The organism is Grimontia marina (genome assembly GCF_900060185.1).
GTDB classification, from domain to species: domain Bacteria; phylum Pseudomonadota; class Gammaproteobacteria; order Enterobacterales; family Vibrionaceae; genus Enterovibrio; species Enterovibrio marinus.
The window spans coordinates 22,848-48,894 of the sequence record NZ_FIZY01000028.1; the positions used below are offsets into that span (position 1 = coordinate 22,848).

Below are 26,047 nucleotides of genomic sequence, written 5' to 3' on the forward strand. Positions count from 1 at the left end.
GAGGATGATCGGCCATTTCAATTCCGAAAAATGCTATGGGCTCTTTCTAAGAGCCTGCCGTACCTACTCTTTCGATTTACAATGTAAAAATCCATGAGACGATCTACTCAGATCAAATTTTTTACAAAAAGCATAGGCAACCACTGCAAAGTAATTGTGACATATCATTCACTGCTTTATAACTTAACTAAGAGATCTGTCGCTGCTTAAATTACGACTATGAAGTGCATACCTTGGTATGCACAAACTTTAAACAACATTTACTCATGACTAGAAAAGTTATCTTATTTATAGGGTTAACAGGGAATATGCTAATAAGACCTCTGCAATCATGTAAACGGTCGTCTTAATCTGCAACTTTAGTGCCTGATTTAGCATCAGATTTTGGATATAACAATGGATTAACACTGGCGGAAAGATTGGGTGTAAAGCCCAGTCGCCAATCATCACGGAGAATGATATGAACGTGTCCAAACTACTTCTGTCGGCTTGCTGCGCCGCAACACTTTTAACTACCCCATTAACAGCAATGGCTGATACTGCAAAAGTGGCTGTTTCTCAGATCGTTGAGCACCCAGCACTTGATGCAACCCGCAAAGGTCTGCTGGATGGCCTAAAAGCCAAAGGCTATGAAGAGGGCAAAAACCTAGAATTTGTTTATCAAACTGCACAAGGTAATCCTGCCATCGCGGTACAGATTGCCCGCCAATTTGTTGGTGAGAAGCCAGACGTACTGGTCGGTATCGCTACTCCTTCTGCACAAGCACTGGTTGCGGCAACTAAGTCTATTCCTGTCGTATTCACTGCTGTCACTGACCCTGTTGGCGCAAAACTCATCAAGGACATGGCAAAACCAAATGCAAACGTGACAGGCCTGTCTGACCTCTCTCCTGTGGCACAGCACGTCGCGCTGGCAAAAGAGCTTCTTCCAAACATCAAATCTATCGGTGTCGTCTACAACCCAGGCGAAGCCAACGCTGTCACTCTGGTTGAACTACTTCGCGAAGCTGCTAAAGCGCAAGGGCTGAAAGTTGTAGAAGGCACTGCACTGAAAAGTGCCGACGTTCAATCCGCAGCACAAATCGTCGCTTCTCAGGCTGATGCTATCTATGCACCCACTGATAATACAGTTGCCAGTGCGATAGACGGTCTTGTAGGTGCAGCTAATCAAGCGAAGAAACCTGTTATCGGAGGTGCAACCTCATATATCCCTAACGGTGCTGTAGCTGCACTGGGCTTCGATTACTACCAAATCGGTGTTCAAACGGCTGACTACGTCGCTGCCCTGCTGAATGGCGAGGAAGTATCTGCGCTACCTGCAAAAGTAGCAGTAGGTTCTGATTTGGCGATTAACTTAAAAGCAGCTCAAAAACTGGGTCTGGAAGTGCCTCAGGCATTGCTGGACCGTGCGACAACCGTAGAAAAATAATAACGTCAGGAGCAGTACATGACCTCAATTGCCTTTTTTGGCACGCTGGAAGTAGGTCTGGTTTATGGCCTGGTCGCTCTGGGCGTATATCTGACTTTCCGGGTTTTGGACTTTCCGGATCTTACTGTTGATGGCAGCTTCCCTATGGGAGCTGCTGTTGCAGCCACTCTGATCGTTTCAGGTGTTGATCCTTGGATTTCCACTTTTGCCGCCATCATTGCCAGCTCCATGACAGGTTTGATTACTGCATTTCTAACAGTGAAATGCGGGATCTTGAATCTACTGGCTAGTATTCTGACAATGATCGCCGCATTTTCTATCAATATCCGCATCATGGGACGCCCAAATATCGCATTATTAGGCGTGGATACCATTCTTACTCCATTTGAAAACATGGGCATTGACCCTGTTTACGCCCGCCCGCTGGTGGTTTTCGTTCTGGTTGTACTCAGTGCGCTATTTGTTATTCGCCTACTCAGCAGTGACTTTGGTTTGGGTCTGAGAGCGACTGGTGTCAACGCCCGCATGGTGAAAGCACAAGGAGCAAGCACTGCCTTTTACACCTACTTTGGCCTCGCATTATCCAATGGCTTTGTTGGTTTTTCAGGAGCCCTTTTTGCCCAAACCAATAGTTTCGCAGACGTTACCTCAGGCGTGGGAACCATCGTTGTCGGCCTTGCGGCAGTCATCCTCGGCCAGACCTTGCTGCCAGGAAGAAAAGTCTGGGTGGCTGTGGTAGCCGTTATTCTTGGTTCGGTTTTGTACCGTTTGGCAGTTGCGTTTGCGCTCAGTTCTGGCATGTTCGGTTTGGAAGCATCCGACCTGAACCTTGTAACCGCTGTACTGGTGGCACTGGCGTTGGTTGCGCCGAAAGCGAAACAGCAGTACCAGAAAAATAAGAAAATGAAAGAAGCGGGGGCGGTGAAATGATCGAACTAAAAGACATTCAAGTCACCTTCAACCCAGGTACCGTATTAGAAAATCGCGCCCTTCGCAGCGTTTCGCTTACGGTCCCTGAAAACCAGTTCCTGACAATTATCGGTTCTAATGGGGCAGGTAAATCTACATTATTGGGTGCGGTATCTGGCGAAACTCCCATGGTTGGCGGTCGCGTGATTATCGACGGTACGGATGTGACTAAACAGCAGGTCCACCAGCGTGCTGCTCTCGCCGCCCGTGTGTTTCAGGATCCGCTAGCCGGCACTTGTGCTTCTTTGAGCATCGAGGAAAATCTCGCATTGGCCTATAAGCGAGGAAGTATGCGAGGCTGGAACCTTGCGCTGTCTGGCAAACGTCGGGATATATTCAAAGAGCGTATTTCCATTCTCGGACTTGGTCTGGAAGACCGTCTGGGCGACAGCATTGGCCTGCTTTCCGGTGGTCAGCGTCAGGCTGTGAGTCTGGTGATGGCAACACTGTCTGACAGTAAACTATTGTTGCTAGATGAACACACAGCCGCGCTTGACCCTAGAATGGCAGCCTTTGTTATCGATCTGACCAAGAAAGTCATCACAGAGTTTGGTTTGACGGCACTCATGGTGACTCACTCTATGAAAGATGCACTGGCTTGTGGCGATCGCACAGTGATGCTTCACCAAGGTGAAATTGTTCTGGATGTCGAAGGTAAAGAACGCACCAACATGGGTGTTCCGCAGTTACTGGAAATGTTCAGCAAAGTCCGTGGTGAAGAGCTTGCTGACGACAGCTTACTACTAAGCTGAGTGACATCTCTAAAGATGAATCTTAAAGGGCAGTTTCGACTGCCCTCTTGTTTTTATGCGGCAGTATTGGGCAGGATTTCAAACCTACAACGAGTAAATCAAGTCGATTGGTGACATAGTCAAGAAATAGGATCTGATTACCTTTGATAGAAAGGAAGGAAATGATGGTAAGTTTAGAGTTTCTAATAACCTCTCTGGTCGTTGTGCTGATCCCCGGAACTGGCGTGCTTTATACTGTTTCTACTGGATTGTTTCTTGGCTCAAGGGCAACCATCTGGGCATCTTTAGGCTGCACCGTGGGTATTGTTCCTTCTATGCTTGCCAGTATTACTGGACTAGCCATCATTTTGCATACCAGTGCAATTGCTTTTCAGGTAGTCAAATACGTGGGTGTTGCATATCTCCTTTACCTTGCTTGGACCATGTGGCGTTCGAGCAGTGTCCTTTCACTTAACGAAGAAAAAGAACCGATGAGTATGGTGGGCGTAGCCATTAAAGGCTGCCTGATGAACGTGCTTAACCCTAAACTCACGATTTTCTTTATGGCATTCTTACCCCAATTCGTTCCTGCCCAAGTTACCTCTCCAACCACCAACATGTTGGTGTTGGGAAGTCTTTTCATGGCGATGACATTTATAGTGTTTCTGATTTATGGCGCCCTCGCGGCTTTGGTGCGTGATTACATCATCAATTCCGAGCGTTTAACGGTGGGATTGCAAAGAGCGTTCGCAGGAAGTTTTGCCGCTTTGGGTTTAAAACTCGCATTTTCAGAGCGAACCAATTGATATCGTTTTTGAACTGAATGTGAAAAGCCCCAGTTTTGCCGGGGCTTTTTGATCAAGTCCTGATTTAGGTCGTTAAAACCGTTTCAACAAACGTCCCATCAGTGATGGATGGTAATCCCAAGTGTGATCGAACATTTCCATCAACTTTGGGTTTCCATATTTGGAAAGATTAATGGCGTGGAAGCGGTTGTACTGCTGTTTCAACGCGTCCACTTTATCTTGTACTTCTTGCGGCTGAACCGGGGCGATAAAGTCAGAGATAACCACTAGATCCGCATTACGGTATTTGTCTGTTCCCATCAAATCAATCGAATGGTTCAGGACAGGCTCTAAGTCTGTCCCACCGTGGAATGAATAAGACAGGAAATTCAGTGCCTCTTTCAAACCCTGCTCACCCGTCAATTCATAGGTAATGTGGTCAGTCGAGAAAATCATCACAGAACAATCGCGGTCTTCTTTCACCGCGATTTGCATCAACGCGTAAGCCATTGCTTTCGCACACTGCTCCGGAAACCCATTCATAGAGCCTGATGCATCCACGCAAATCAGAAAAGGCCCTTTCTCAATTTCTACCTGCTTACATTCAGGCTTGAAGGATTTGACCTTTCGTAATGTACGCTGCATACCTTGCATGCGATAAGTCAGTAGCCGTTTGTCGGCAAAGTGTTTGTAGAAAAGAACTTCTAACGCGGGTTCAGCGAGATAAATCGTTTCATTCGGTACGATGCGCTCAAGGTTATCACTTTGGTGAACACCAACAATGTCATCAGCAACATTGTCATCAGGTTCTTCAACCAGCTTCAACTCTTCTGCCGGTGACCGGTGTAGTGACGGGTCATCGACCTCATTCGCCATGCGACCAAGTTTCTCGGCAATCTCCTGAAGATCCTTGTTCTCTCTCAGGAAAGTCACAAAGCGTTTCAGTAACTCGACATCCGTTTGGGTCACCTTGGATGACGCTAAATCCCACAGGCGCCCAACCTTTTCGATGGTTCCATATTCTTGAACGTTTTCGAGTGTTTTGTATGTTTCAATGCGTTGATAAAGCTCTTTGAGTAGTTTATCTTTGTACGCCTCAAGCTCTTTTTGCTGAGCTTGCTGAATGGCACTCGCTAAATGCTCATACCACTTATTACAAAAGTAGGCCTGAAACATTGGGGTTTCTTTCGCTATGTTCTTCTCTAGTATTCTACGTGCTTCAAGATAGAAAGCTGACTTTCCTTCGAGTTTCCTGAACATCACTTTCGCCTGATTGGCAAAGTCATGCTGAGGAAGAGCAACTGCTTCTTGGTATAGCTGTATCTCTTGTTTTAAGTCGTTGGTAATACAATCTGTACTGAGACGGCGCTTCACTGAATGGCGCCATTTACGAATATGCGCCCGCACTGCTGATTTTGCGGAAGGACTGGATTCCGTAATCACCAGAAGTTGCGGCTTTGCCATCACCTCAGTAACTGCGTGTTCCAACATCCCAGTTTCCGCAAGCATCATACCTAGATGGAGGCTTTCTGGACTGACCATAACTCCTCCTTACTCGAAGTATTCCGTTAACATTCGTGTTCTGAACGCACCTTTTTCAAACTTCGTTGTTTGACGCTGCAACGTTTCTTCTGCATCAGTAATGCTGTTTGCGAGCAGTTCCAATAGTTCGGAATTTGCAAAGTGATGCGGTAGCGTAGCGTTGATTTGTGTTCTGGCAACCCGAATTAAATGTTTTGCATCATCAATTTTAGCAATGGACGCTTCATTGCGCGTTTGCCACTCAGAAAAGGTATTCGTATCATTGTCATCAACTCCCGCAATTGCGACGGGTACCGGACGGTTTGCGATATCTTTGATCACCAGCCGGTGCTCACCATCAACGTCAAACTTCAACAAGCAGAGATTAGGATTCTTATTGACGTAGCCGTACACGTCGCACGCTCCGTTCTTGATTTTCTTTTCAAACTCAGTGGCATCAACATATACCCAACGACTGTCACCCTTCTCTTTCTCTGACACAGAAGGGTTGGAGTCCAACATCACAAACTTGACCAAATTATTCGCCATATTGACCGAATAACGGCGCGCACCTGACAAGTCGATGCGGTTCTTTTCTTTGCGCATCGAAAGCTCAGTATTTGCAGTGTGACCGAGTACATTCTTAATTTCTTCAGCCAACTCGCGACTGTCCTCATTCGCTTCATTAGCAATGGCTAATGCTTCTTGTTGGTTGAAGCAAATTTCCTGCGCAAAGCGGCGCATCACATCAGTCACGACATTGCGTGACTCAGGGCTGTGCCATAAACATTCCTGCAGCAGCAAGAGATCGACAGGATTAACATCATTTCGACCATTGAAGAACGCACTTGCCTTGAGAAGACGAACCGCTTTTTTCCAACGGCGGTCAGATATGTAGAGTTCTTCTGGTGGAAAGTTATTCCCTCCTTCTTCCGCTTCCCTTTCCAATATCATCTTTAACGCATAGATTTTTTCAAACACGTCGTCAGACAATGAAACATTGTCGATCTGATGCTGCCATTGTTCGTATTCATGTGCCTTGATAGAAATATCACTGCCAATAGAAATCTCAGCCTCTCCGCTTTCCCCCGTCAGCAAGCGCTTGAAGTTGCTTTTCTCCTGAATGCGGTTGACGAAGATACGCACCAGCATGCGGTCGTACAGCGCGTCTAAACCGCTGTCTGGTTCTGGCAGTTCGTTAGAGGCAGTCACAAGAAGGCGCATCGGAACCGGCAGTACTTCACAACCGTTACGGAAAACACGCTCGTTAACAACTGTCAGTAAGGTATTTAAAATGGCAGGACCGGCTTTCCAGATCTCATCCAGAAACACGACGTCTGCGGTAGGCAGGTAGCCATCAGTTAGGCGTACATATTTGCCGTTGTCTTTGAGTTCCTGAATAGAAAGTGGGCCAAACACCTCTTCAGGCGTGGAAAAACGGGTCATCAGATACTCGAAAAAGCGACTGTCATCAAACGCTTGAATCAAACGTTTTGCGATGTAACTTTTAGCGATCCCTGGAGGCCCCAACAAAAAAACACTTTCACCGCTGAGTGCTGCAAGCAGACAAAGACGAATAGTGTTCTCCCTCTCGTAAACGCCATTTGAAAGGGCATGTACAAGTTTCTGAATGCGTTCTGGGAGTAAAACATTATTTGTAGTCATAGCGATTTGATTCGTCACGTTGCTGCTCCGTGTATATTAATCAACAACATGAATTCACTCTTATCATATTGTTAACACCTTGTAACCATTAATATCTGCTTACATCTTGTATACCATTTCAAGTTTGATCCCTTCCACCTTTCAATCTTAGTTTTCATTTTTGTTGCATGGAAATTACGCAACACATATCGACTTTTACATCGTTTCATTCACACACTGGCAACATCCAAAATTTTCTTTGAGCAGCAGACATAAAAAAGCCCCCGCATTAGCGAGGGCTTTACTCAATGGGTTAGCTAGTCTTTCACCACTGGAAGCTCAGTGTTACTGCCCCACTCGGTCCAGGAGCCATCATAAACTGCTATCTTGGTACCCAACGCCCATTCCGCCGCCAGTGCAAATGTACATGCAGTCACACCTGAACCGCAGGAGGACACATTAGGCTTATCTTTAGATAGGACTTGCGAGAGAAGCATTGACAGTGTTTCTTTTGACTTGAACTTGCCATTCTCGGTGAGTGAAAGAAAAGGTAAGTTTTTTGCGGTTGGCATATGTCCACTTCTCACACCAGGTCTAGGTTCAGCAACACAGCCAGAGAAACGATCCGCAGGTCGAACATCAACGACATTCAAAGATTCCGCCTCAATACCTGCCAAGAGGTCTTTTGAGTTAATGACACCCTCTTTATCAAGCTTTGCCTTATAGCCGGTCGAGGTCGGGGATTGAGGCACATCGGTATCTAACTCGCCGCCAATACCTTCCCAAGCCGGCATCCCACCATCCAACAGTGCGACATTCTGGTGGCCCATGACTTTAAACATCCACCACACTCGCGGGGATGAGAAGATACCTGCTGTATCATAAACAACGATGTCATCTTCATTACTGATCCCCAACTCTGCGACAGCGGCTTCAAATTGGGCTTCTGATGGCAGCATATGCGGGAGAGGAGAAGTTTTATCATATATCTCGCCATCAAAATCGAAATACACTGAACCGGGGATACGTTTCGTTGACCATTCAGATTTGGCGTTTCTGTCCGTACCTGGCATAAACCAACTGGCATCTACCAGCTTAAGTTTCGGTGAGTCAAGGTTATCTCTTAACCATTCAGCACTGACTAATACTTCATTTATCTGTAGCAAATCACTCTCCTTATAGCTAGCCGTCGTAAGACTCTGTCGAATGGTATAGCATGGGCCAAGTCGCTATTAAATAATACAAAGGACATTATGTTGTCACGCAGATTCATTGGCGCAGCGATTTTCGCTTTACCCCTGTTTAGCGCCACAAGTCAAGCTGCCACGGTTTCATTCTCCATCGATAATGATGGGGCATTAGGCACTGACAGGGATTATACCAGCGGCCTTTTCCTCCGGTGGTCATCCGACCCAAGCGTGATTGGCTATAGCCTCGAAATTGGATCACAAATGTGGACGCCTTCAGATATAGAGCTCACTAAGCCACAACCCAATGAACGTTCTTATGCCGGCTTGGTTTATGGGATGGGCCGTGCATATCATCAAACCGACTTCTACGCTCTTAAAGGAAGTCTGATGCTTGGCACAGTAGGACCTGACTCTTATGCGGAAGAAGCGCAATCTATTGTTCATGAAATCATCGGTTCACCCGATCCCAAAGGGTGGAATTATCAAATAGATAATGAATTCATCTATCAAGTTGGGCTTGAAGCCCACCAACTGATAACACGAAGCCCTATTGGAGAGTTCAGCGCGTTTGGTCGTGGTCAGGGTGGTAACTTCCAGAGTGAAGTCGCCGTCGGCGGCACCTATCGCTTTGGTTTTGACCTTGGGAATACCTTCGGCTCAACATCTGTATTACCCGGTAACGCGGTCGATGTTGGCCTACTCAGCCACTCAGACAATGGCATGTTCTTCTTTACATCCGTTGAGGCACGATATCGATTTGGTGACATAACTATAGAGGGTGATAAACCACCCGAGAATGGCGATGTTCATGTGGAACGCGTACAAGCCGGTATATCTGGTGGAGTCACTTGGTATTCACAACATTGGGGTGCAGTGGCTTCTGTCACCGCGCATTCTAAGCAATATGAAGAGTCAGAGCGGAATCACAGTGCCTATGCAAACTTTACGCTTTTCTATCGCTACTAGTTAACTCTGCAATAATAGCAAAGGGCTGGATATCCAGCCCTTTCTGATCCGATGCTACAAGCCTAATTCTTTGACAATAAGCTCCAACAGATACGTTTCACGCTCAATCGATAAGCCTCGCTTATCATTATTAGCTATAGTCTGTTTGTTGTGGGCAATAGCCTCATGGATATTAACCCACAGTGGTCGCATTCCATTTTTCACTTCGTAATCTTCTAAGGATACTTCGCCAAGCTCATCATCAATGTCACACCAGAAACAATAAGACATCATGTGCACCGTATCAAAATCCGGCTTGTGCCAAGGGCGGAACTCTTCGTAAGCGCCAAATTCACGAATGTTTCGAATATTTTGCGCTCCTGTCTCTTCGCTAAGTTCACGGACTAAACCTTGCACTTTATCTTCATGCTCATCGATACCACCACCAGGGAGCGAATAGTCATAGTAACGCTCAGTGAACAGTAGGAGGATTTTGTCCTCTTTCACGACGATTGCGCGCGCCGCGCGTCGGTGGAAACTGGTCTTATCTTCGAGAGGAAGAACACTAGGATGGTAGCTGGTTTTTAGAATCTGCATGATTTAACTCAGGTAGCTTACTACGCGAAGAGACGAACTCTAACGAGTACAAACATATAGGGCAAATATAAAATGCGATCGACCTAACGCTTTGAGTTAATGAGAAACATAACAGTTGTTGCAATTCGCAATTAGCTTCTTAGAATACATGAAATCTTAAATGAGTCCCGTAATCTAATGATCAGATTGGCGATTGTGGCGATTGTGAAATGGTGACATATATTCATCGCACGGATACGCTTCGACACTTTCTAAACAGTAAAGTCAAATAAATCATTAACCTATACCAGATGAAACCTCTACATATATAGCTATTACAGAATATCATTCGGCGTTTTTGAAATTTTATCGACAAATTTGTTTCATTTTAGAGATGCCAGTTTGTATTTTGTATATAATTATATTCATCAATAACGTAGTAACCCCAATTACTTTTACAGCATGGCGTGGTTTAAAAAGTGAGAGCCTATCCGAATGATTTTTAACGGAGCAAGCATTAATGCTGCAGAAAGTCGCCATTGATAATGTTGAGATCGGCATGTACGTCGAGCAAATTGAATCTCAATGCGCCCGCACAAAGATGAAAAAGCCCGGTTTCATCAGACAAGAAGAAACCATTAATAACCTGCGATACAAAGGCGTGCTTTTCGTTTATGTCGACGCAGACCAAGTCATTTCCGATGACGAAATTCAGTATCACGAAACAAAAGTGGGTGAGCACTCGTCTATTAAAGGTAGCGACGAGCTCGTTGCCGCCAAAGAACTGGTAGACAAATCAAAGAAACAACTGAGCAAACTACTCAACGATGTCTACGAAAACAAACCTGTCGACATTGAACCCATCAAGCAAGTCAGTTCCGATATCGTAGAGAATATTTTCGAGCGGAGAGACGCCGTTTTTTGGATCAGCGGCATCCGTGAAAAAAGCGCCTACCTGCTCGATCATTCAATGAATGTGGCATTCCATCTAGTGAATTTCGGTCGGTATCTGGAACTTGACCGCCAGACGCTGGAAGAGCTCGCCATTGGTGGCCTTGTACACGACATTGGCAAGATCCTGATTCGTGATGAAGTGCTAAACAAGCCGGGCAAGCTTACCGACGAAGAGTTTCTTCACATGAAGGAGCATCAAACACTGTCGCAGCCAGTTTTGGATAGCATGATGGATTTACCCAAGCTCAGTAGAGACGTCAGCTTGATGCACCATGAAAAGATTGACGGCAACGGTTACCCGAATGGACTAAAAGGTGATGAACTTACACTAATTGGACGCATGTCCTGTATTATCGATATTTACGATGCGTTAACTGCCGAGCGTTGTTACAAGCCTGCTTTATCAGCGTCAGAGGCGTTCAAGATAATGCTTGGTCTAACACCTTTCCATCTCGACCCAGATCTTCTTAAACAATTCATTCGCTGTGTTGGCTTCTATCCTATCGGATCTGTGGTAGAACTTAGTAACGGTAGGGTTGGATTGGTATGCAAAGAAAATCCGGATGACTTGATGACCCCAACGGTGAAACTGTTCTATTCCGCGAAAACTGAATCTTTTCGTGAAGTTGAGTTCATCGACCTAAAAAAACGACCTGATCTCAAAATCATACGTGGGCTGACTGAAGCAAAGCTCAAAACAGATTTCTCCGAATTCCGTTAATCGTTCTATTCTTCACCAATCGCACTACTTCTCTTTTTTATTTCATGACCTAGCCGACAGTTTTTCTTATACTTGTCGGCTCTTTTAATTGTGGAACTGAAACAATGCGTATTTGTGCTGTCGATTTAAAAAGCAACGAAGCAAACATTTGCCTTCTGGAATCTAATCAAGGTCTGTTTGAAGTGCCAGAGTGTCGCGCGCGAAAATTTACGATTACTGACGCGGCAAGTGCCGAGCAGATCCGCAACTTCAAAAAGCAAGTCGCCAAGCTGGTGGAAGACTACAAAATTGAAAAGATTGTTATCCGTGAGCGTCCTACCAAAGGTAAATTCGCGGGCAGCGCAGTAGGCTTCAAAATGGAAGCAGCACTGCAACTTCTAGATGGCATTGAAGCAGAAGTATTCACCTCATCTGAAATGAAAGCTTCACTCAAACGCAACCCTATTCAGGTTTCACTGAAAGAAGTTGGCCTGAAGCAATTTCAGGAACAAGCGTTCCTTACTGCTTGTGCCTACCTGAACAAGTAATCCTCAGTATTAACGAGTATCGAGGGCTGCTTTCGCAGCCCTTTTTCTTTCTTTAGGCTCAAGCCTGACAATCTATTCAGTTCCGTTTCTGGCTAATGCCCTTCATTCATGATGATATGTTTATTAAAACGATCATCAAGACCTACATATGACGGACACTACTACCTACAAACAAGCCAGAATATCCCGCGATGCCCGCTTTGATGGTTTGTTCTTCATTGGCGTGGTGTCGACAGGTATCTACTGTCGCCCTATCTGCCCTGCTCCTTCCCCAAAAGAAGAGAACGTTCGTTACTATTCCTCTGCGATTGAAGCAGCAGCTCAGGGGTTTAGGCCCTGCCTTCGTTGTCGCCCCGACAGCGCTCCCGGTTCACCAGCCTGGATGGGAAAAGAAACCACCTTCAGGCGAGCATTAAGCTTCATTAATGAGGGCTACCTGCATGAGCATAGCGTACCAGAATTGGCCGAGCGGCTTGGTGTCAGCGATCGGTATCTACGAAAGCTGTTTACTGAATCGCTAGGTTGCTCACCAAAACAGTACGCTCAATATCAGCAAATTCTGTTTGCTAAAAAGCTTCTGCATGAAAGCCAACTCTCAGTAACTGATATCGCTTTTGCCTCCGGATTTAACAGTGTTAGGCGTTTTAACGACTGCTTCCTACAACAGTTGTCACTGTCACCCACCCAGGTACGTCGCAAAGAGTTAAAAAGTCATGAGGCGATAACTTTGAGCATGAGTTTCCGACCACCATACAACTGGGCTGCCTTTAAACGATTTATGGCTCCTCGGATGATTTCAGGCTTGGAATGGCTCACTGATACTAGCTATGGCAGAAGGTTTGTCCACCAAGGGCAACAAGGCAGCTTTACCGCCACACTGCAGAAAGACAAAAATGCTTTTCTAGTGGTCATCGACACTGAAGATCCAAAGCTTCTCTTTCAGGTTGTAAACCGTATTCGATATTTACTGGATTTGGACGCCAACCCAGAAGTAATTGATGACACTTTGAAAAATAATTCATCTTACGAGTGCTCAAACGGCATACGCATCCCTGGTTGTTGGGATATGGAGGAAGCGGGGGTAAGAGCCTATTCAGGAGAGACCTTAAGCACCTCTCACTCGCCTGCCTCTCACATCAACTCATTTTTAGATAGCACTGAATCAAGTCAGGCGTCTTTCCAAGAACACTGGTCAGCAATTTGTAAGCGATTCAAGCATGAATCCTGGCCAGAAACTTCACCGTCAGTACATCTTAGTCAGGCGCAATACGCTTATGCTCGCCTTCGAGGATTAAGTCTCCCAGATATATCAGATCTTGACCTATTTAACGCAGATCTGACGACTTCAGCAAAACCTTGGAGAAGCTATCTCGCCCTGGCTTTCAATGACATTAACGCATTAAGTCAAGCCAACACCGTCTTGGGCAATGAATAAGGACACATCATGAAACAGTACCGTTACGAATACAAGTCACCACTCGGCGCGATAACCCTCACAGCTTCAGACAAAGGGCTGACTTCCCTCTCACTGCCCGAATACAAATACGATATTCCGGTATCAGACGAAGAGGTCATAACTCGCGAACCTTTCGAATCCATCATTTCCCAGTTAGATAAGTATTTCGCCGGTGAAGTCATTAAGTTTGATGTGCCATTGGATCTTTTAGGTACTGCTTTCCAATGCGAGGTTTGGGAGGCACTACAATCAATCCCACCGGGTGAAACACGCAGCTATGGTGAACTAGCGGTTGATGTTGGCAGACCAAAGGCCTCTCGCGCAGTTGGAGCAGCGAATGGCCAGAACCCTGTAGCGATTATTGTTCCCTGCCACCGGGTTATTGGAAAGGATGGAAAGCTGACAGGATACGCCGGAGGGTTAGATGCCAAGGCCTGGTTGCTGAAGCATGAACAGGCCATGGCGAAATAGTTTAACTCGCTGCCACCAGCACACGTTGAGCCAGTAGTTTGATAAACCGAAGCGGCGTAATGCGGTACCCCAAATGAAGATAAAACCCATGCGCCTCTTCGCGACTGATATGACTGGTCACTTCAATACGATGGCAATTTTGTTTTTTAAGGTAAGCTTCAGCATGTTCGAGTAACTGCTTTCCAATACTCATATCGCGAAAATTTTCATCAATAACCATGGATGAAATTCTTCCCCAGGGCATGTCGTCGTGAACAACATCAACGGTATGTACTGCGATATACCCCACCACCAAGTCACACAACTCTGCGACAAAAAGCGCATCCCTCGGCTGCTTCATGATCTTTTCTAAACGCAGCTCGGTGTTTTCCAAATCAGACGGATAACCCAGAGTGTGGCAGAGCGCATTAATGCGCTCTGCATCTTCTAATGTTGCTGGACGAATAATCATATCCAGCTCCCTTTATTGGTTATTGGCTGTAGGCATAGCATCAGACACTGAGCGCAGGCTAACTCGGCGGTCGAAGAAGTAGCCTTCACGATCGCCTTCTTTTTCAAGAGCCAATTGGTTACCAAATGCTGTTTGTTCCAACTGAGAAGGATTGACACCTTGTTCAACCAAGTAGCCGTAAACTGCCTGCACACGCTGAAGTGACAGTTTCAAATTATACTCTTCATTACCACGCACATCAGCATGCCCCTCTAGATCCCATTGCACATCCGGCTGTTGGCGCATCAGTGCGGCGATTTCATCAAGCTGTAGTTGGAAATGAGGCTCTATCTCAGATGAATTGGTTCTGAACTGAATATCCATCGCTAACTCCAATGCGATTTCTTTTTCATTCATCTCAGCTTTGAGTTTTGCCAGTTCGATTTCGTTTTCAGCATATAGCGAGCGATAAGTTTCAAGTTGTACGTTCTGTTCGTTGATATCAGCAATCACCATCGCCTGCTGCTCATTTTGCTCTTCGACACTGGCTACCTGGCCAATCAAACCACCCACAATGGCACCCGCGACCGCGCCGACAGGACCTCCAATCACAGCTCCCAGTGCAGCACCTCCACCAAAGCCAATCATTTCTGTTGTTTGGTCACGCTCAGTATTCAGAGTTTGGTCTGCAGCGTAAGCCGTAGAGACAGTCATAGGAATAACCAGAGAGATTGCTGCCAGTGTTTTATTCATTTTGTTCATCGTTATATCCTCATCCATTTCAGTTTGTGAAGGGAGAACCCGTTCGTTGTTTCGATGAGGTCATTAAAACAAGGCAAAATGGCACGGACTGGGAACAAAAAAGGCAATGCTCGGGGCAATTGTGGCAAAAAAATGGCTTTTGCCCTGAATCAGCCAGATCCCCTTTTTCAAGGCGTAATTTGCGGTATAGTCAAATCATCTTCTGTTTGATTACCCGAGGAAAAATGAAACGTATCGCTATCGTTGAAGACGAACCCGCCATTCGCGAAAACTACGCAGATGTATTGCGAAAACAAGGCTATTCGGTTTCTACCTATGCCAACCGCCCTGACGCTGAAGAAGGCTTCAAGCAACGCCTGCCAGATTTAGCGATTATCGATATCGGTCTTCAAGGCGAAATTGATGGTGGGTTTCAGCTTTGCCAATCGCTACGTGCCATGTCCGCCACGATTCCGATCATTTTCCTTACGGCAAGAGACAGTGACATCGATACGGTTGTCGGCCTGAGAATGGGAGCGGATGACTATCTCACGAAAGACATCAGCCTTCCGCACTTAATGGCACGTATCGCGGCGCTATTTCGCCGTAGCGAATTACTAAGCCTGGCATCTACGCAGACAGAATCTTTATTGGAGCGCGACAATCTCACGCTGGACCTCAATCGAATGCAAGTGAAATGGAAAGATCAAACTGTGGATCTGACTGTGACCGAATTCTGGATGGTTCATGCACTCGCAAAACGCCCGGGGCACGTAAGAAGCCGTCAGGATTTGATGCAAGAAGCCCACGTTGTAGTGGATGACAGCACCATCACTTCTCACATCAAGCGTATCCGTAAGAAGTTTATTGCTCTCGATGATAAGTTTGACCATATCGACACTGTTTATGGCATGGGTTATCGCTGGGACAGCACTAAATGACGTTTATGACCGAACAGGTATGGCGGTGGCTATCTGGCATCCGCACAAAAATCGTCCTGTTGAGCGGGCTTTTACTCTTGCTGCCCTTCATTGGCTACAACTATGTCTGGGAGTTGGAAAATGTGCTTAGACAAGGTCAGGAGCAAACCTTAATGGGTTCTGCCCGAGCTTTTTCTATGGCCCTGAATCAACAACCTGAACTGTTTGAACGCCAGAAAAAAACAAAACCAAGATTAGAAGACGGGAAAGATCTCTATGCCATGGCACTGGACTCTCCCATCGACATTGATGGCTCAATCTTGGACTGGGAGCGTTATAAAAGCCATCGAACAAATTATGCTGACTCCCACGTTATTTTTAGCCGAACGCCGTATCAATCAAACGAGCTCAACTTTGACTTAATCATGGCCAGTGACGGTGATGATTTATACGTATTGATTGATATTATCGATAAATCTCCGGTACTCCGGCGCGAAAACACAGCAAGAATCGACCGTAATGATCACTTAGTAGTCACTTTAACAACGCCTAAAGGCGAGCTGAAACGTTACGGCATCACTGCAAGAAAGAGTGGCAAAGCAGATATCTACCTGATTGAAAATACGATAGAAGATACTGAGCATAACTTTCTCTCAGAAGCCATTCAGGGCTGGTGGCAAGAAACTGCGCAAGGCTATGTGGTTGAACTTGCCATTCCGGATTGGCTTGTTGGTGAAAAGCTCAGTTTTGCTTATTATGATGTCACTAACCCTTACAGCCGCGATGTAGAAACCATCCTCGCGACTTCGAATCCTCGTAATGCAGAAACACTGGGGACCCTACTGGTTCCTTCTCCAGAGATTGAGCGTGTGTTGAAGCGAATGAACGATGGAAGTTCCCGAGTCTGGGTTGTCGATCAACATGGGCGTGTACTGGCAAAAACGGGAGACCTGCAATCGTCAAACGGAGTTTGGGAAACGACGATTAAATATCAAGAAGAGCCGTCGGGTATCATGGGTTGGATTCAAAATAAGATCCTCAATCCCTTCTATTACCGTTTGCTGGAGCGCCCGCCCGAGAAAATCATCGACGCAATGCACAATGCTGCTGTCTTCCGGGGCGTTGAAGTGCAACAAGCGCTCATAGGGCGCCCTTATGCCAACTGGCGTCTTACACCGGATGAAAGCACCACGATCCTCTCTGCTGCTTACCCTGTTAAGGTTGGATCCGATGTAGTGGGCGCTGTCGTGGTTGAAGAAACCACAAAAGGAATAAAAACCTTACGTAACAAAGCACTGGAGCAACTGTTTAATGTCCTGCTTGCCGTCATTTGCACAGGTGTCGTTGTATTGCTGCTTTTCGGATCGCATATCTCCCGACGAGTCAGGAAACTTCGTGATGATGCAGAAAGCGCGGTTGACTCCCAAGGTCGTGTGCTACATCAACTGGAACCCGCCACCAGCAAAGATGAAATCGGGGATTTATCCCGTACATTGTCTACCATGGTGACTCGCCTTTCCGACTACAACGCTTATTTGGAGAAAATGTCTTCCAGTTTGTCGCACGAATTACGTACACCTGTGGCAGTTGTCCGTTCATCACTGGAGAATCTGGCTTTCGTCACCAAAGAAGATGATCAGGCTCGCTATATAGAACGCGCTCAGGAGGGAGTCACGCGATTGGCAACAATTCTCTCGAGCATGACGGAGGCCACCCGTCTCGAACAGAGTTTTGAACATGCAGAACGCACGGAATTCCTACTTGATGAAGTGATATCCGGCTGCGTACAGGGCTATGAATATGCCTATCCTAAACAAGGCTTTACATTGCATATCAAAGGTGGCAATTACCAGATGTCCGGTGTGCCAGAATACGTAGCGCAACTGTTGGATAAGCTGGTAGCGAATGCCGTTGAGTTTCGTCAGGAAAATACCGATATCGAGATATACATGTTAATTCATGACAATTTGGCACGCATCACAGTCTCTAACATTGGGCCTAAATTGCCTGAAAATATGGGAAATCAATTGCTCGGCTCAATGGTCTCTGTTCGGGAAGAGAAGCATAAATCAGACAAGCCTCACCTTGGCTTGGGTCTTTACGTGGCAAGATTGGTGGCAGAATTTCATCAAGGTCGCCTTTCGCTCGCCAACCGTGCTGATGGCAAAGGCGTTAATGTCACCGTTTGGCTGCCCTTGTCTTAAACTTCCAGAAGCTGGATACCCATTTCGTCAAAGGAGTGAATATGAAACTTTATGAATTAGGTGCCGCACCCAGTGCTCGACGTGTCAGTCTGTTCTTGGCGGAAAAAAGAATCGACATTCCCCGTGTTCACGTCGATATCCGTGGTGGTCAAAACCTAACCGATGATTTCAAAGGGAAAAGTATTAACGGCCGGATCCCTATGTTGGAACTGGATGACGGTATCACAATCAGTGAATCAATGGCCATTTGCCGTTACCTTGATGCGGCTTTTCCTACTGATCACCATCTTTTCGGCAGTACACCTATCGAAATAGGGCAGGTAGAAATGTGGAACCGTATAGCAGAGTTCCAGGGTCTGTTTACCGCATTTCAGGCTTTCCGTAACATTACTGGCATATACAGTGATAGAGAGCGCTGTGTTGAAGCTTGGGGACATGAATCCAAAGAGCGAGTGAAAGAGTTTCTTCCTACGCTGGAGAAGCGACTTTCTGCGTCTCCTTACCTAGCCGGCGAACATTTCTCAGTCGCAGACATTACTGCTTATGTGATGGTTAGCTTTATCAAAAACATGGATATTCACATTGATGAATCCTTACCTGCGATTTCTGCCTGGTACAAATCGCTACTCGAGCGAGAAGCATTCATCGAAGCACAACCAAAGTAAATAGGATTAAGTAAATGATAGAGCTATATACCGCAGGCACACCTAACGGATACAAAATCTCAATTGCCCTTGAAGAGATGGGGCTAGCCTACGAATACAATGCACTGGATTTAATAGCGGCAGACCAGAAAAAGCCTGAATTTTTGGCCATTAACCCAAACGGACGTATCCCTGCCATCGTGGACAAAGATAACGATGATTTTGCAGTGTTTGAATCAGGTGCAATTCTGATTTATCTCGCAGAAAAAACGGGTAAGTTACTGCCAACCGACCAAAAAAAGAAAAGCCAAGTGCTGCAATGGCTAATGTTCCAAATGGGTGGCGTTGGGCCAATGATGGGTCAGGCTAACGTTTTCTATCGCTATTTCCCAGAGAAGATCCCAGCAGCAATCGAGCGTTACCAGAATGAGGGACGTCGTCTGTTCGAAGTCATGAACGGGCAATTGGCTAACAACCGCTATTTGGCTGGTGATGAATACACAATTGCAGATATCTCTACCTGGCCTTGGGTTCGAATCCACGAGTGGAGCGGCGTTGATATTTCTGGCCTTGAACATCTTCAACGCTGGGTTGATGAGTTAGCACAAAGACCAGCATGTCAGAAGGGTCTATTGGTTCCACCACCGTCCAACCTTTCTGACGAAGAGAAAGCGCAACAAATTTCCAAAATGGTAACCAAGTAGCGCTTATCTTCACCAGTAAACCATAAAACCGCTTAACAGAAATATCCAACTTTACGGGGTCACCTCAAAATAGGCGGCTTTCTAGATTTCTTTAATATATTCGATAAATACCTGATCGCCAGAATACTCTACCTTGGCAATGGTACCGTCAACCGTCAGAGACGTTCTGACCATAATAGGCTCATTACTCGTTATTTTTTTGTTTTCTTTCAAACTCGGCAATGAACTCCCTGGGTCCAATCCCATTTCCTTACAGAATCGGAAGACGAAGTTTCGATCCATCGGAACGTCACCCCGCATTGTCTTTGAGAAGTCTAGTTGACTGACCCCGAGGCGTTTGGCCATCTCTATCTGAGTGATACGCAATTTCGCTTTGTAAGACATCCACGCATCATAGAGCATCTGCCTGTCATGATAGGTAAATTCCATAAATCCCCACTTGCTACCTACCTCTCCATAAGGAAATCGTAGTGGTTAGACCCTTTCTCAATGTCAGCTAGGCGTAAGTAAGCTGTAAACACTTGTCGAAACCGGTGCTCTTCGTTATGTTATCGCCCTGTCCGGGGTTTCATTCTGGGCACATTATGACAAAGAGAGAGTTATTATGAGCCACAACCTTGCATTGCTGCCACCAGATAAAAAACAGGAAATTGAACTTGATAAGCAGGCAGCTTATTCAGTTTGGCAGGTTAAGAATGCGTTGGCAGAAAGAAGTATTCTTGCGCAGCAAGCGAAAAATATATCAGATGACAATGAGCGTGCACACTTTGTAGATTGCGTTGATAAGTATTCAAAAATAATGGGGCTATAACGCCCCATTGCTATATACCTAGTTCAATGAATTACCGTTTGGTGAGTAAAGCAACGTATTTGTTGCTGTCATCGCAGTAAACGATACGACAGTTAAAATCTTTACTGTCAGCGACTCTTCTTAGCGTAGACATACCGATATCAAACCACGGTACTTCCTCGCTAACTCTCCCGTCAAACTCAAATGTCAGATGACGTGTGCGATAGCCCTCATAACGAAGGTTCTCTGAGCTCAAAATCAGTCGGCCCCCCGGATAAAGATTCCGGTGTGCCAGGTTAAGAAAGTGCTGAAAGTTACGGATGTTACCTAACTGACCAATCGCACCGCGCAGCGCCAACCAGGTAAAGGTGCGATCAAACATTGGATGCTGATCAAACAGATGACCACAAATGACCGATGGCACACCACGTTGGTGCATGATCGCGCAAGCGATAGGTGAACTGTCAATCGACGTCACTTTAATACCTTTCGCAATAAGGTAAAGAGTGTGTTCACCACTCCCTGCGCCCACGTTCAATACGCTACGACGACAATACGACAGTGCAATTCTGTCAGTAGCAACATCTTCCGGCCGGCGGAAGAAATCGGATGTAGGGATAACAGACGTACCATTGTTTTCCCTAACAATGAGTTTCCCTGATTTATTGCCGTTGTAATAGCTGGCAAGCGCGGTACCAAATACCTCAACAACACTCTGCATGGCCATTCCCCCTGTTATTCAACCAAGAGAATACTTTGAAGTGTTACACCTATCTGTCTCATTTATAAAACAGTAGATGGGTATCAGAAGAAAGTCTGAGAAGACTGAAGTTTATTGGTTTATACCCGCGGGAAAAATCAGATTGAGCTTGAAAAGATCAGTTGGTTAGGTGGTTAAGAAAGCATGAAATTGAGAGAATCCCCCCAATTTAGTTAACAAAATAAGGAAGTAAGCGCATCACGTTATTTTCTAATACTTTCGGCTTAGACGGGATTTCTTTCGGGCTCGTTTGTGCTGGTACATCGTTTTGTCTGCTTCGCTAAGCCATTGTTCTACTGAAATGACTTTCTCAGACAACTCGACTGCCCCAACACTAATGGAAACTTTGACACCTTCAGGTAAGCCTTCGCACTCAATATCGCATTTCAAGCGTTCAAGAATGTGTGGGATCTCGGCTTTGGCCGTGTGCCTCAAAAGCACAACGAATTCATCACCACCTATACGGCCTGCAACATCCGAGTCACGGATATTTGACGTGAGGTGGCCAGCAATGGCTTTCAGTACTTTGTCGCCGACATCGTGGCCATAAGAATCGTTGATACTCTTGAATCCATCAGCATCGATATAAACCAGCACCGAAGCATCACTAACGCGATCATAACCTTGGAAGGCTTCCTGAATGTCAGTCATGATCGCATGGCGAGATTTAATACCAGTAAGAGAGTCATACTCCACCAGTTCACGCAGTTTTTTCGCCATGACTACCACGGTGTCACGTTGATCAATTTCCGCCGTAATATCAGTCAGGGTTCCAACGCGATAAATAAGCTCACCGTTTCCATCAAAAACGCAATTCCCACTGTCTCGGATATGTTTCACTCTGCCATCATCAAACAACAGTCTGTAATTGATATTCCAAGAATCAGTCGATGATGAAAAGCGTGTGCTTTCTGCCATTTCACGTTCGGCTGGGTGAATTTTTGCCAGGAAAGCGTGAGGGTTACTGTACAAGGCTTCAACCCTTTCTTCCCAAATCGTGTCATAGCATTTGTTAACATAAAACAAACGCATAGGGTCTGCAGCCGAAATCCACACAACTGAGCTAACATTCTCAGCAATCGCCCGAAAACGCCTCTCCGATGTCATGATCGTTTCCTGAAGTTGCTTTTCTTCATGAATATCCAACACAGCAACCAAATACTGCTGTTGGTTGGTGTACTTGCAAACGATAGAAGAAACAAACACGCGCACCCAAATTTGATGCCCATTTTTATGAATGTAACGTTTATCAACCCGGTATTGATTGCCAGACCCTAGTGTAAGGTTTTCACGTAACGGTCTCTCGCTATTAGCGTCAGAATGGTAGGTTAAATCAAATTCAGTGATCTGGAGCAAGTCATCGACTTCGTAGCCCAATAGGTCAAGATAAGCAGGGTTAAAGCTAATAAACCGACCTTCAGTATCTACGCGCACCATACCCATTGGCAGCCTTTCCTGTAACGCCTCATTGACCTCGTCATCTTGTTGATAGAGGGTAAATACTGCGATAAAGGTATTAGTCGGAACTGTATTGACCAAATTGACTTTCAGGACATAGATATCTTTGCTAAGTGCCAAGCGAACGAGTTTGGTGAACGGCTCGTACTGTGGCGAGTTAGAAACGACCTCAAAATAGCGAACAGCTTCGTTCCACGCGCTCTCTGTTAAATAGCCATCAATATTGGTTTCATCTGGCTGTCCGTGAAACAACTGTAGGCACTCACGGTTGCTTTGAATGATCTCTCCGAGTTCATTCAGTAGAACCATGGGTACAGGCGCAAGTTCAAAAAACTGCATCTGGGGAGGGCTTTGAGTCTGAAACATCCGGGTTCGTCATGTCCTGTCGCCATTGAGGCATTTTCAAGAAAAAGCTCGAACATTCGAGCCTTGTCCTCAACCAACATACTAGCGATATATTGGGTTTACATCTGTCTCACTTTTACGCAGAAATAAAAAAATATGCAATCCCTCATCCCGTAGTTGATTAATCTGTACATTCCTTTGCCTACCTCACACCAGGGTAAGGGAGGTGCCCAACCTTCACCCAAAGGAGCGTATCTTCTTCTGCGTAAGGATTATATTCAAACATGTGCGGGTTTCTTATCCAGGTACCTGGTCCATATTTACCATACTCATCCCTGTATTCTCCTTCCAATACATAAACCTCTTCACCACAGAAATGTGAGATGTTGAAAAAGTGTTGCCCTGCTGGCCATTTAATCATGGCCACCTGTTCACCATTGAATTCATGCAGCGGCCGAATCATCAAACGTCCTTGACCTTCAATCCACCCCTGCTCGTTTAGCGTGTTAATGCAGACTTTTTGATGATCGTTTGCTGAAAACTGATGGAGTTTGATTAACAAACAACAACCAATATCACTGAATGGTGTATGGGAATAATTGGGGGGATTCCTGAGATAGGTGCCTACCGGATAGTCACCGGTTTCATCAGAAAACATTCCATCAAGAACAAGAATTTCTTCGCCTAGAGGGTGCGCATGTTGTGAAAAGGAAGAATTTGGGGAGTACTTTACAATACTGGTTGCATGACCAGGCTCTACCTCCTCCCGCGAGAGAGGCTTGCGAAAAACAGCCTCCACCGACGATGACTGCCAGTCCATTTTGCTGGTGTTTATTATCACCCGCTTATCAAACTGCATGTTCAGCATAAACAGTCCTCAAACAGGGAACAACATATACGAAAACAACCTCAACCCTTGTTCTATCCAAGGTGAATCGCTCAAGGAGCATTTTGAGGCAGCTTAGGTATACCTCCAATTAATTCAAACAACTATGAATTGATCGGTAATACACTTAACGCCCAGTTTCAGCTTGCTGCCTCAATAATATAGCAACGCTAAGCCGACCGTTTCGTCCCAATCATTAGAACACCGTCCATTACTTTAGCAAACACGCAAATAGACAAATATATACAAAAAAGCCCGCTTAAAGCGGGCTTAGAAATTTTTCGGCAACACAAGCGAATTATGCGTCTGCGTGACGTCGCTCACCACGGAAAGAACGCTTGTCACCACCACGGTCACGGTCGAAACGACGGCCACCTTTATCACCACGACCTTCACCACGGTTGCCACCACGAGGGCCACGGTCATCAAATCGACGTGGGCCGCGCTCACCACCGTTACGATCACCGCCATTGCGACGACGCGGTGGAGACATATCTACGTGACCTTCAACCAACTGAGCGTCAGTCGCTTTCTGGCGAATGCGCAATTGCTTCAGTTGACCCAGGATCTCTTTAGGCATTTTCTTCGGCAACTGAACATAGGTGTGACCCGTTGCCAGTTTGATTGAACCGATGAATTGCTTCTCAAGGCCTAGTTCGTTCGCAATTGCGCCAACGATATCTTTAACCTGAACACCTTGGTCACGGCCAACTTGCAATTGGTAAGTGTCCCAATCTGCAGCATTGTAGCTACGACGCTCGCCACGATCTGAACGATCACGCGGGCCGCGGTCATCACGGCGTGATTCACGGCGACGGCTGTCACGTTCCATAGCAGCAATCATTGGATCTGGGCCGTTATAGAACAGTGGACGTTTGCCTTGCTGACGCTGAAGCAGCATGGCTGCCAAGGTTGCAGTATCAACCTCGATTTGCTCTTGCAGTTTCTCGATCAGGCCAACAAATGCTTCCAGGCTCTCAGAGTCTTTCTGTTCTGCCAGATCCGCAGCTAGGCGAGCCAGACGTGCTTCAGCAACTTTATCGCGCAGTGGAAGTTGAACCTCTTCCATGCGAGTAGAAGTTACGCGCTCGATAGTGCGCAGCATGCGAATTTGGTTAGTGCGAACCAGCAAGATTGCTTTACCTGCGCGCCCAGCACGACCAGTACGACCGATACGGTGGATATATGACTCAACATCGAACGGAATGTCGTAGTTAAATACGTGAGTAATACGTGGCACATCAAGACCACGAGCAACTACGTCAGTCGCTACCAGAATGTCGATAACACCACGTTTGATATGGTCAACAGTACGCTCACGAAGCGACTGTGGAATATCACCGTGTAGAGCAGCAGCTTTGAAGCCACGCGCGCTCAGCCAATCAGCCAGACGCTCAGTGTCCTGACGGGTACGCACAAATACGATAGACGCATCAGTTTCTTCAGTCTCAAGAAGACGAGACATGGCTTCGTCTTTCTCTACACCTTTAACAACCCAAAATTGCTGTTCTACTTTCTCAACAGTACGATTGCTGCCAGCAACGTCAATACGAACAGGTTCGCGCAGGAAACGATCAACAATTTCTTTAACCATTGGAGGCATGGTGGCAGAGAACAATACGCGTTGCGCTGATTCTGGTGCTTGCTCCATGATCCAGGTCACGTCGTCAACGAAGCCCATCTTGAGCATTTCGTCAGCTTCATCCAGAACGAAGGTGTGAACTTCGTCTAGTTGCAGACGTTCACGGTTGATAAGGTCTTTAACACGACCAGGAGTACCAACAACAATATGTGCACCGCTACGCAACGCACGCATCTGATCAACGATTGAAGCACCGCCATAGATTTCAAGCACTTTCAGGCCATTGATGTTTTGACCCAACAGCTTAACTTCAGCTGCCACCTGTATAGCCAGTTCGCGTGTTGGTGCCATAACGATGGCTTGTGGTTTGTGTTGTTTCAGATCCAGTTTATTCAACAGTGGCAGAGAAAATGCAGCTGTTTTACCAGTACCGGTTTGCGCTTTACCGAGTGCATCAACACCGGTAAGCAGAAGAGGAATCGAAGCTGCCTGGATAGGAGTCGGCGCCACAAAACCGATTGCGTCAAGAGCAGAAAGAATGTTTTCAGCCAGATCTAACTGGCGAAATTCAGTAACAGTATCTTGCATTGGGATCCCAATATATAGACGAAAGTAACGGGGCCCCTGCTAGCGGTTTCGCACTGTTATTTTTCACTGATACAGG

General features: G+C 46.1%; 25 protein-coding genes. 14 read left to right on the plus strand and 11 right to left on the minus strand.

Annotated elements, in window-relative coordinates; all coding sequences use genetic code 11:
* Positions 1–460 precede the first annotated feature (460 nt).
* From GMA8713_RS14900 to GMA8713_RS14915, 4 genes are all read left to right on the plus strand, one after another.
* Positions 461–1,429: an ABC transporter substrate binding protein gene (locus GMA8713_RS14900; RefSeq protein ID WP_062711468.1), complete on the plus strand. Its 969-nt coding sequence runs from the start codon at positions 461–463 to the stop codon at positions 1,427–1,429.
* A gap of 18 nt (positions 1,430–1,447) precedes the next feature.
* Entirely contained in the window at positions 1,448–2,359 is a 912-nt protein-coding gene (locus GMA8713_RS14905) for an ABC transporter permease (protein ID WP_062664361.1), read from the plus strand.
* Positions 2,356–3,150: an ABC transporter ATP-binding protein gene (locus tag GMA8713_RS14910; RefSeq protein WP_062711471.1), complete on the plus strand. Its 795-nt coding sequence runs from the start codon at positions 2,356–2,358 to the stop codon at positions 3,148–3,150. Before GMA8713_RS14905 ends, GMA8713_RS14910 begins: the two co-directional genes overlap by 4 nt.
* 161 nt (positions 3,151–3,311) lie before the next feature.
* On the plus strand, positions 3,312–3,935 hold the full coding sequence (locus GMA8713_RS14915; protein WP_232314454.1) for a LysE family translocator: 624 nt from the start codon (positions 3,312–3,314) through the stop codon (positions 3,933–3,935).
* A 72-nt stretch (positions 3,936–4,007) separates the two neighbouring features.
* Here the strand turns inward: GMA8713_RS14915 and viaA are convergent, their stop codons facing one another.
* The 3 genes from viaA to GMA8713_RS14930 form a co-directional block, all read right to left on the minus strand.
* A complete protein-coding gene (gene viaA / locus GMA8713_RS14920; RefSeq protein ID WP_062711477.1) occupies positions 4,008–5,456 on the minus strand; it encodes an ATPase RavA stimulator ViaA in 1,449 nt (482 codons plus the stop codon).
* A 9-nt stretch (positions 5,457–5,465) separates the two neighbouring features.
* Entirely contained in the window at positions 5,466–7,100 is a 1,635-nt protein-coding gene (locus tag GMA8713_RS14925; RefSeq protein WP_198159516.1) for an AAA family ATPase, read from the minus strand.
* 296 nt (positions 7,101–7,396) lie between these two features.
* On the minus strand, positions 7,397–8,245 hold the full coding sequence (locus GMA8713_RS14930) for a sulfurtransferase (RefSeq protein WP_062711481.1): 849 nt from the start codon (positions 8,243–8,245) through the stop codon (positions 7,397–7,399).
* Positions 8,246–8,332: 87 nt separating this feature from the next.
* On the opposite strand from GMA8713_RS14930, the gene GMA8713_RS14935 reads away from it, so the two are divergent.
* A complete protein-coding gene (locus tag GMA8713_RS14935; protein ID WP_062711484.1) occupies positions 8,333–9,235 on the plus strand; it encodes a lipid A deacylase LpxR family protein in 903 nt (300 codons plus the stop codon).
* A gap of 54 nt (positions 9,236–9,289) precedes the next feature.
* Here the strand turns inward: GMA8713_RS14935 and GMA8713_RS14940 are convergent, their stop codons facing one another.
* Entirely contained in the window at positions 9,290–9,811 is a 522-nt protein-coding gene (locus GMA8713_RS14940) for an NUDIX domain-containing protein (protein WP_062711486.1), read from the minus strand.
* A 499-nt stretch (positions 9,812–10,310) separates the two neighbouring features.
* Here GMA8713_RS14940 and GMA8713_RS14945 point away from each other — a divergent pair, with 499 nt between their 5' ends.
* From GMA8713_RS14945 to GMA8713_RS14960, 4 genes are all read left to right on the plus strand, one after another.
* A complete protein-coding gene (locus GMA8713_RS14945) occupies positions 10,311–11,465 on the plus strand; it encodes an HD-GYP domain-containing protein (protein ID WP_062711489.1) in 1,155 nt (384 codons plus the stop codon).
* 104 nt (positions 11,466–11,569) lie between these two features.
* On the plus strand, positions 11,570–11,992 hold the full coding sequence (locus GMA8713_RS14950) for a DUF3010 family protein (RefSeq protein ID WP_062711492.1): 423 nt from the start codon (positions 11,570–11,572) through the stop codon (positions 11,990–11,992).
* A gap of 148 nt (positions 11,993–12,140) precedes the next feature.
* The gene (locus GMA8713_RS14955; RefSeq protein WP_062711495.1) at positions 12,141–13,427 is read left to right on the plus strand and encodes a bifunctional transcriptional activator/DNA repair enzyme AdaA; all 1,287 of its coding nucleotides are present in this window, start codon (positions 12,141–12,143) and stop codon (positions 13,425–13,427) included.
* A gap of 9 nt (positions 13,428–13,436) precedes the next feature.
* Positions 13,437–13,919, plus strand: coding sequence for a methylated-DNA--[protein]-cysteine S-methyltransferase (locus GMA8713_RS14960; RefSeq protein WP_062711498.1), 483 nt, complete (start codon positions 13,437–13,439; stop codon positions 13,917–13,919).
* Between the two features lies 1 nt (position 13,920).
* Here the strand turns inward: GMA8713_RS14960 and GMA8713_RS14965 are convergent, their stop codons facing one another.
* Together GMA8713_RS14965 and pdsO are read right to left on the minus strand one after the other, a co-directional pair.
* On the minus strand, positions 13,921–14,370 hold the full coding sequence (locus tag GMA8713_RS14965; protein WP_062711501.1) for a GNAT family N-acetyltransferase: 450 nt from the start codon (positions 14,368–14,370) through the stop codon (positions 13,921–13,923).
* A gap of 12 nt (positions 14,371–14,382) precedes the next feature.
* Positions 14,383–15,111: a sortase-associated OmpA-like protein PdsO gene (gene pdsO, locus GMA8713_RS14970; RefSeq protein WP_062711504.1), complete on the minus strand. Its 729-nt coding sequence runs from the start codon at positions 15,109–15,111 to the stop codon at positions 14,383–14,385.
* Positions 15,112–15,335: 224 nt separating this feature from the next.
* On the opposite strand from pdsO, the gene pdsR reads away from it, so the two are divergent.
* Genes pdsR through GMA8713_RS14990 form a run of 4 tightly spaced genes read left to right on the plus strand, consistent with a single transcriptional unit; the run spans position 15,336 to position 19,562 of the window.
* Positions 15,336–16,031 (plus strand): proteobacterial dedicated sortase system response regulator, encoded by a 696-nt coding sequence (pdsR, locus tag GMA8713_RS14975; protein ID WP_062711507.1) that lies wholly within the window; start codon positions 15,336–15,338, stop codon positions 16,029–16,031.
* On the plus strand, positions 16,028–18,214 hold the full coding sequence (pdsS, locus tag GMA8713_RS14980; RefSeq protein ID WP_062711510.1) for a proteobacterial dedicated sortase system histidine kinase: 2,187 nt from the start codon (positions 16,028–16,030) through the stop codon (positions 18,212–18,214). The genes pdsR and pdsS overlap by 4 nt, the downstream gene beginning before the upstream one ends.
* A gap of 41 nt (positions 18,215–18,255) precedes the next feature.
* A complete protein-coding gene (locus tag GMA8713_RS14985) occupies positions 18,256–18,879 on the plus strand; it encodes a glutathione S-transferase (RefSeq protein WP_062711513.1) in 624 nt (207 codons plus the stop codon).
* Between the two features lie 14 nt (positions 18,880–18,893).
* Entirely contained in the window at positions 18,894–19,562 is a 669-nt protein-coding gene (locus GMA8713_RS14990) for a glutathione S-transferase family protein (protein WP_062711516.1), read from the plus strand.
* Between the two features lie 81 nt (positions 19,563–19,643).
* Here the strand turns inward: GMA8713_RS14990 and GMA8713_RS14995 are convergent, their stop codons facing one another.
* On the minus strand, positions 19,644–19,991 hold the full coding sequence (locus GMA8713_RS14995) for a helix-turn-helix domain-containing protein (RefSeq protein ID WP_062711520.1): 348 nt from the start codon (positions 19,989–19,991) through the stop codon (positions 19,644–19,646).
* A gap of 175 nt (positions 19,992–20,166) precedes the next feature.
* Here GMA8713_RS14995 and GMA8713_RS15000 point away from each other — a divergent pair, with 175 nt between their 5' ends.
* Complete coding sequence (locus tag GMA8713_RS15000) at positions 20,167–20,373, plus strand: DUF3283 family protein (protein WP_062711524.1); 207 nt, start codon at positions 20,167–20,169, stop codon at positions 20,371–20,373.
* A 31-nt stretch (positions 20,374–20,404) separates the two neighbouring features.
* On the opposite strand, the gene GMA8713_RS15005 is transcribed toward GMA8713_RS15000, so the two are convergent.
* The 4 genes from GMA8713_RS15005 to GMA8713_RS15020 form a co-directional block, all read right to left on the minus strand.
* Positions 20,405–21,073 carry a methyltransferase domain-containing protein gene (locus tag GMA8713_RS15005; protein WP_062711527.1) on the minus strand — a complete coding sequence of 223 codons (669 nt, stop codon included), beginning with the start codon at positions 21,071–21,073 and terminating at the stop codon, positions 20,405–20,407.
* A 249-nt stretch (positions 21,074–21,322) separates the two neighbouring features.
* The gene (locus GMA8713_RS15010; protein WP_062711530.1) at positions 21,323–22,936 is read right to left on the minus strand and encodes a sensor domain-containing diguanylate cyclase; all 1,614 of its coding nucleotides are present in this window, start codon (positions 22,934–22,936) and stop codon (positions 21,323–21,325) included.
* Positions 22,937–23,117: 181 nt separating this feature from the next.
* Positions 23,118–23,783: a cupin domain-containing protein gene (locus tag GMA8713_RS15015; protein ID WP_062711533.1), complete on the minus strand. Its 666-nt coding sequence runs from the start codon at positions 23,781–23,783 to the stop codon at positions 23,118–23,120.
* Positions 23,784–24,099: 316 nt separating this feature from the next.
* Positions 24,100–25,971, minus strand: coding sequence for a DEAD/DEAH box helicase (locus GMA8713_RS15020; protein WP_062711535.1), 1,872 nt, complete (start codon positions 25,969–25,971; stop codon positions 24,100–24,102).
* Positions 25,972–26,047: the final 76 nt, after the last annotated feature.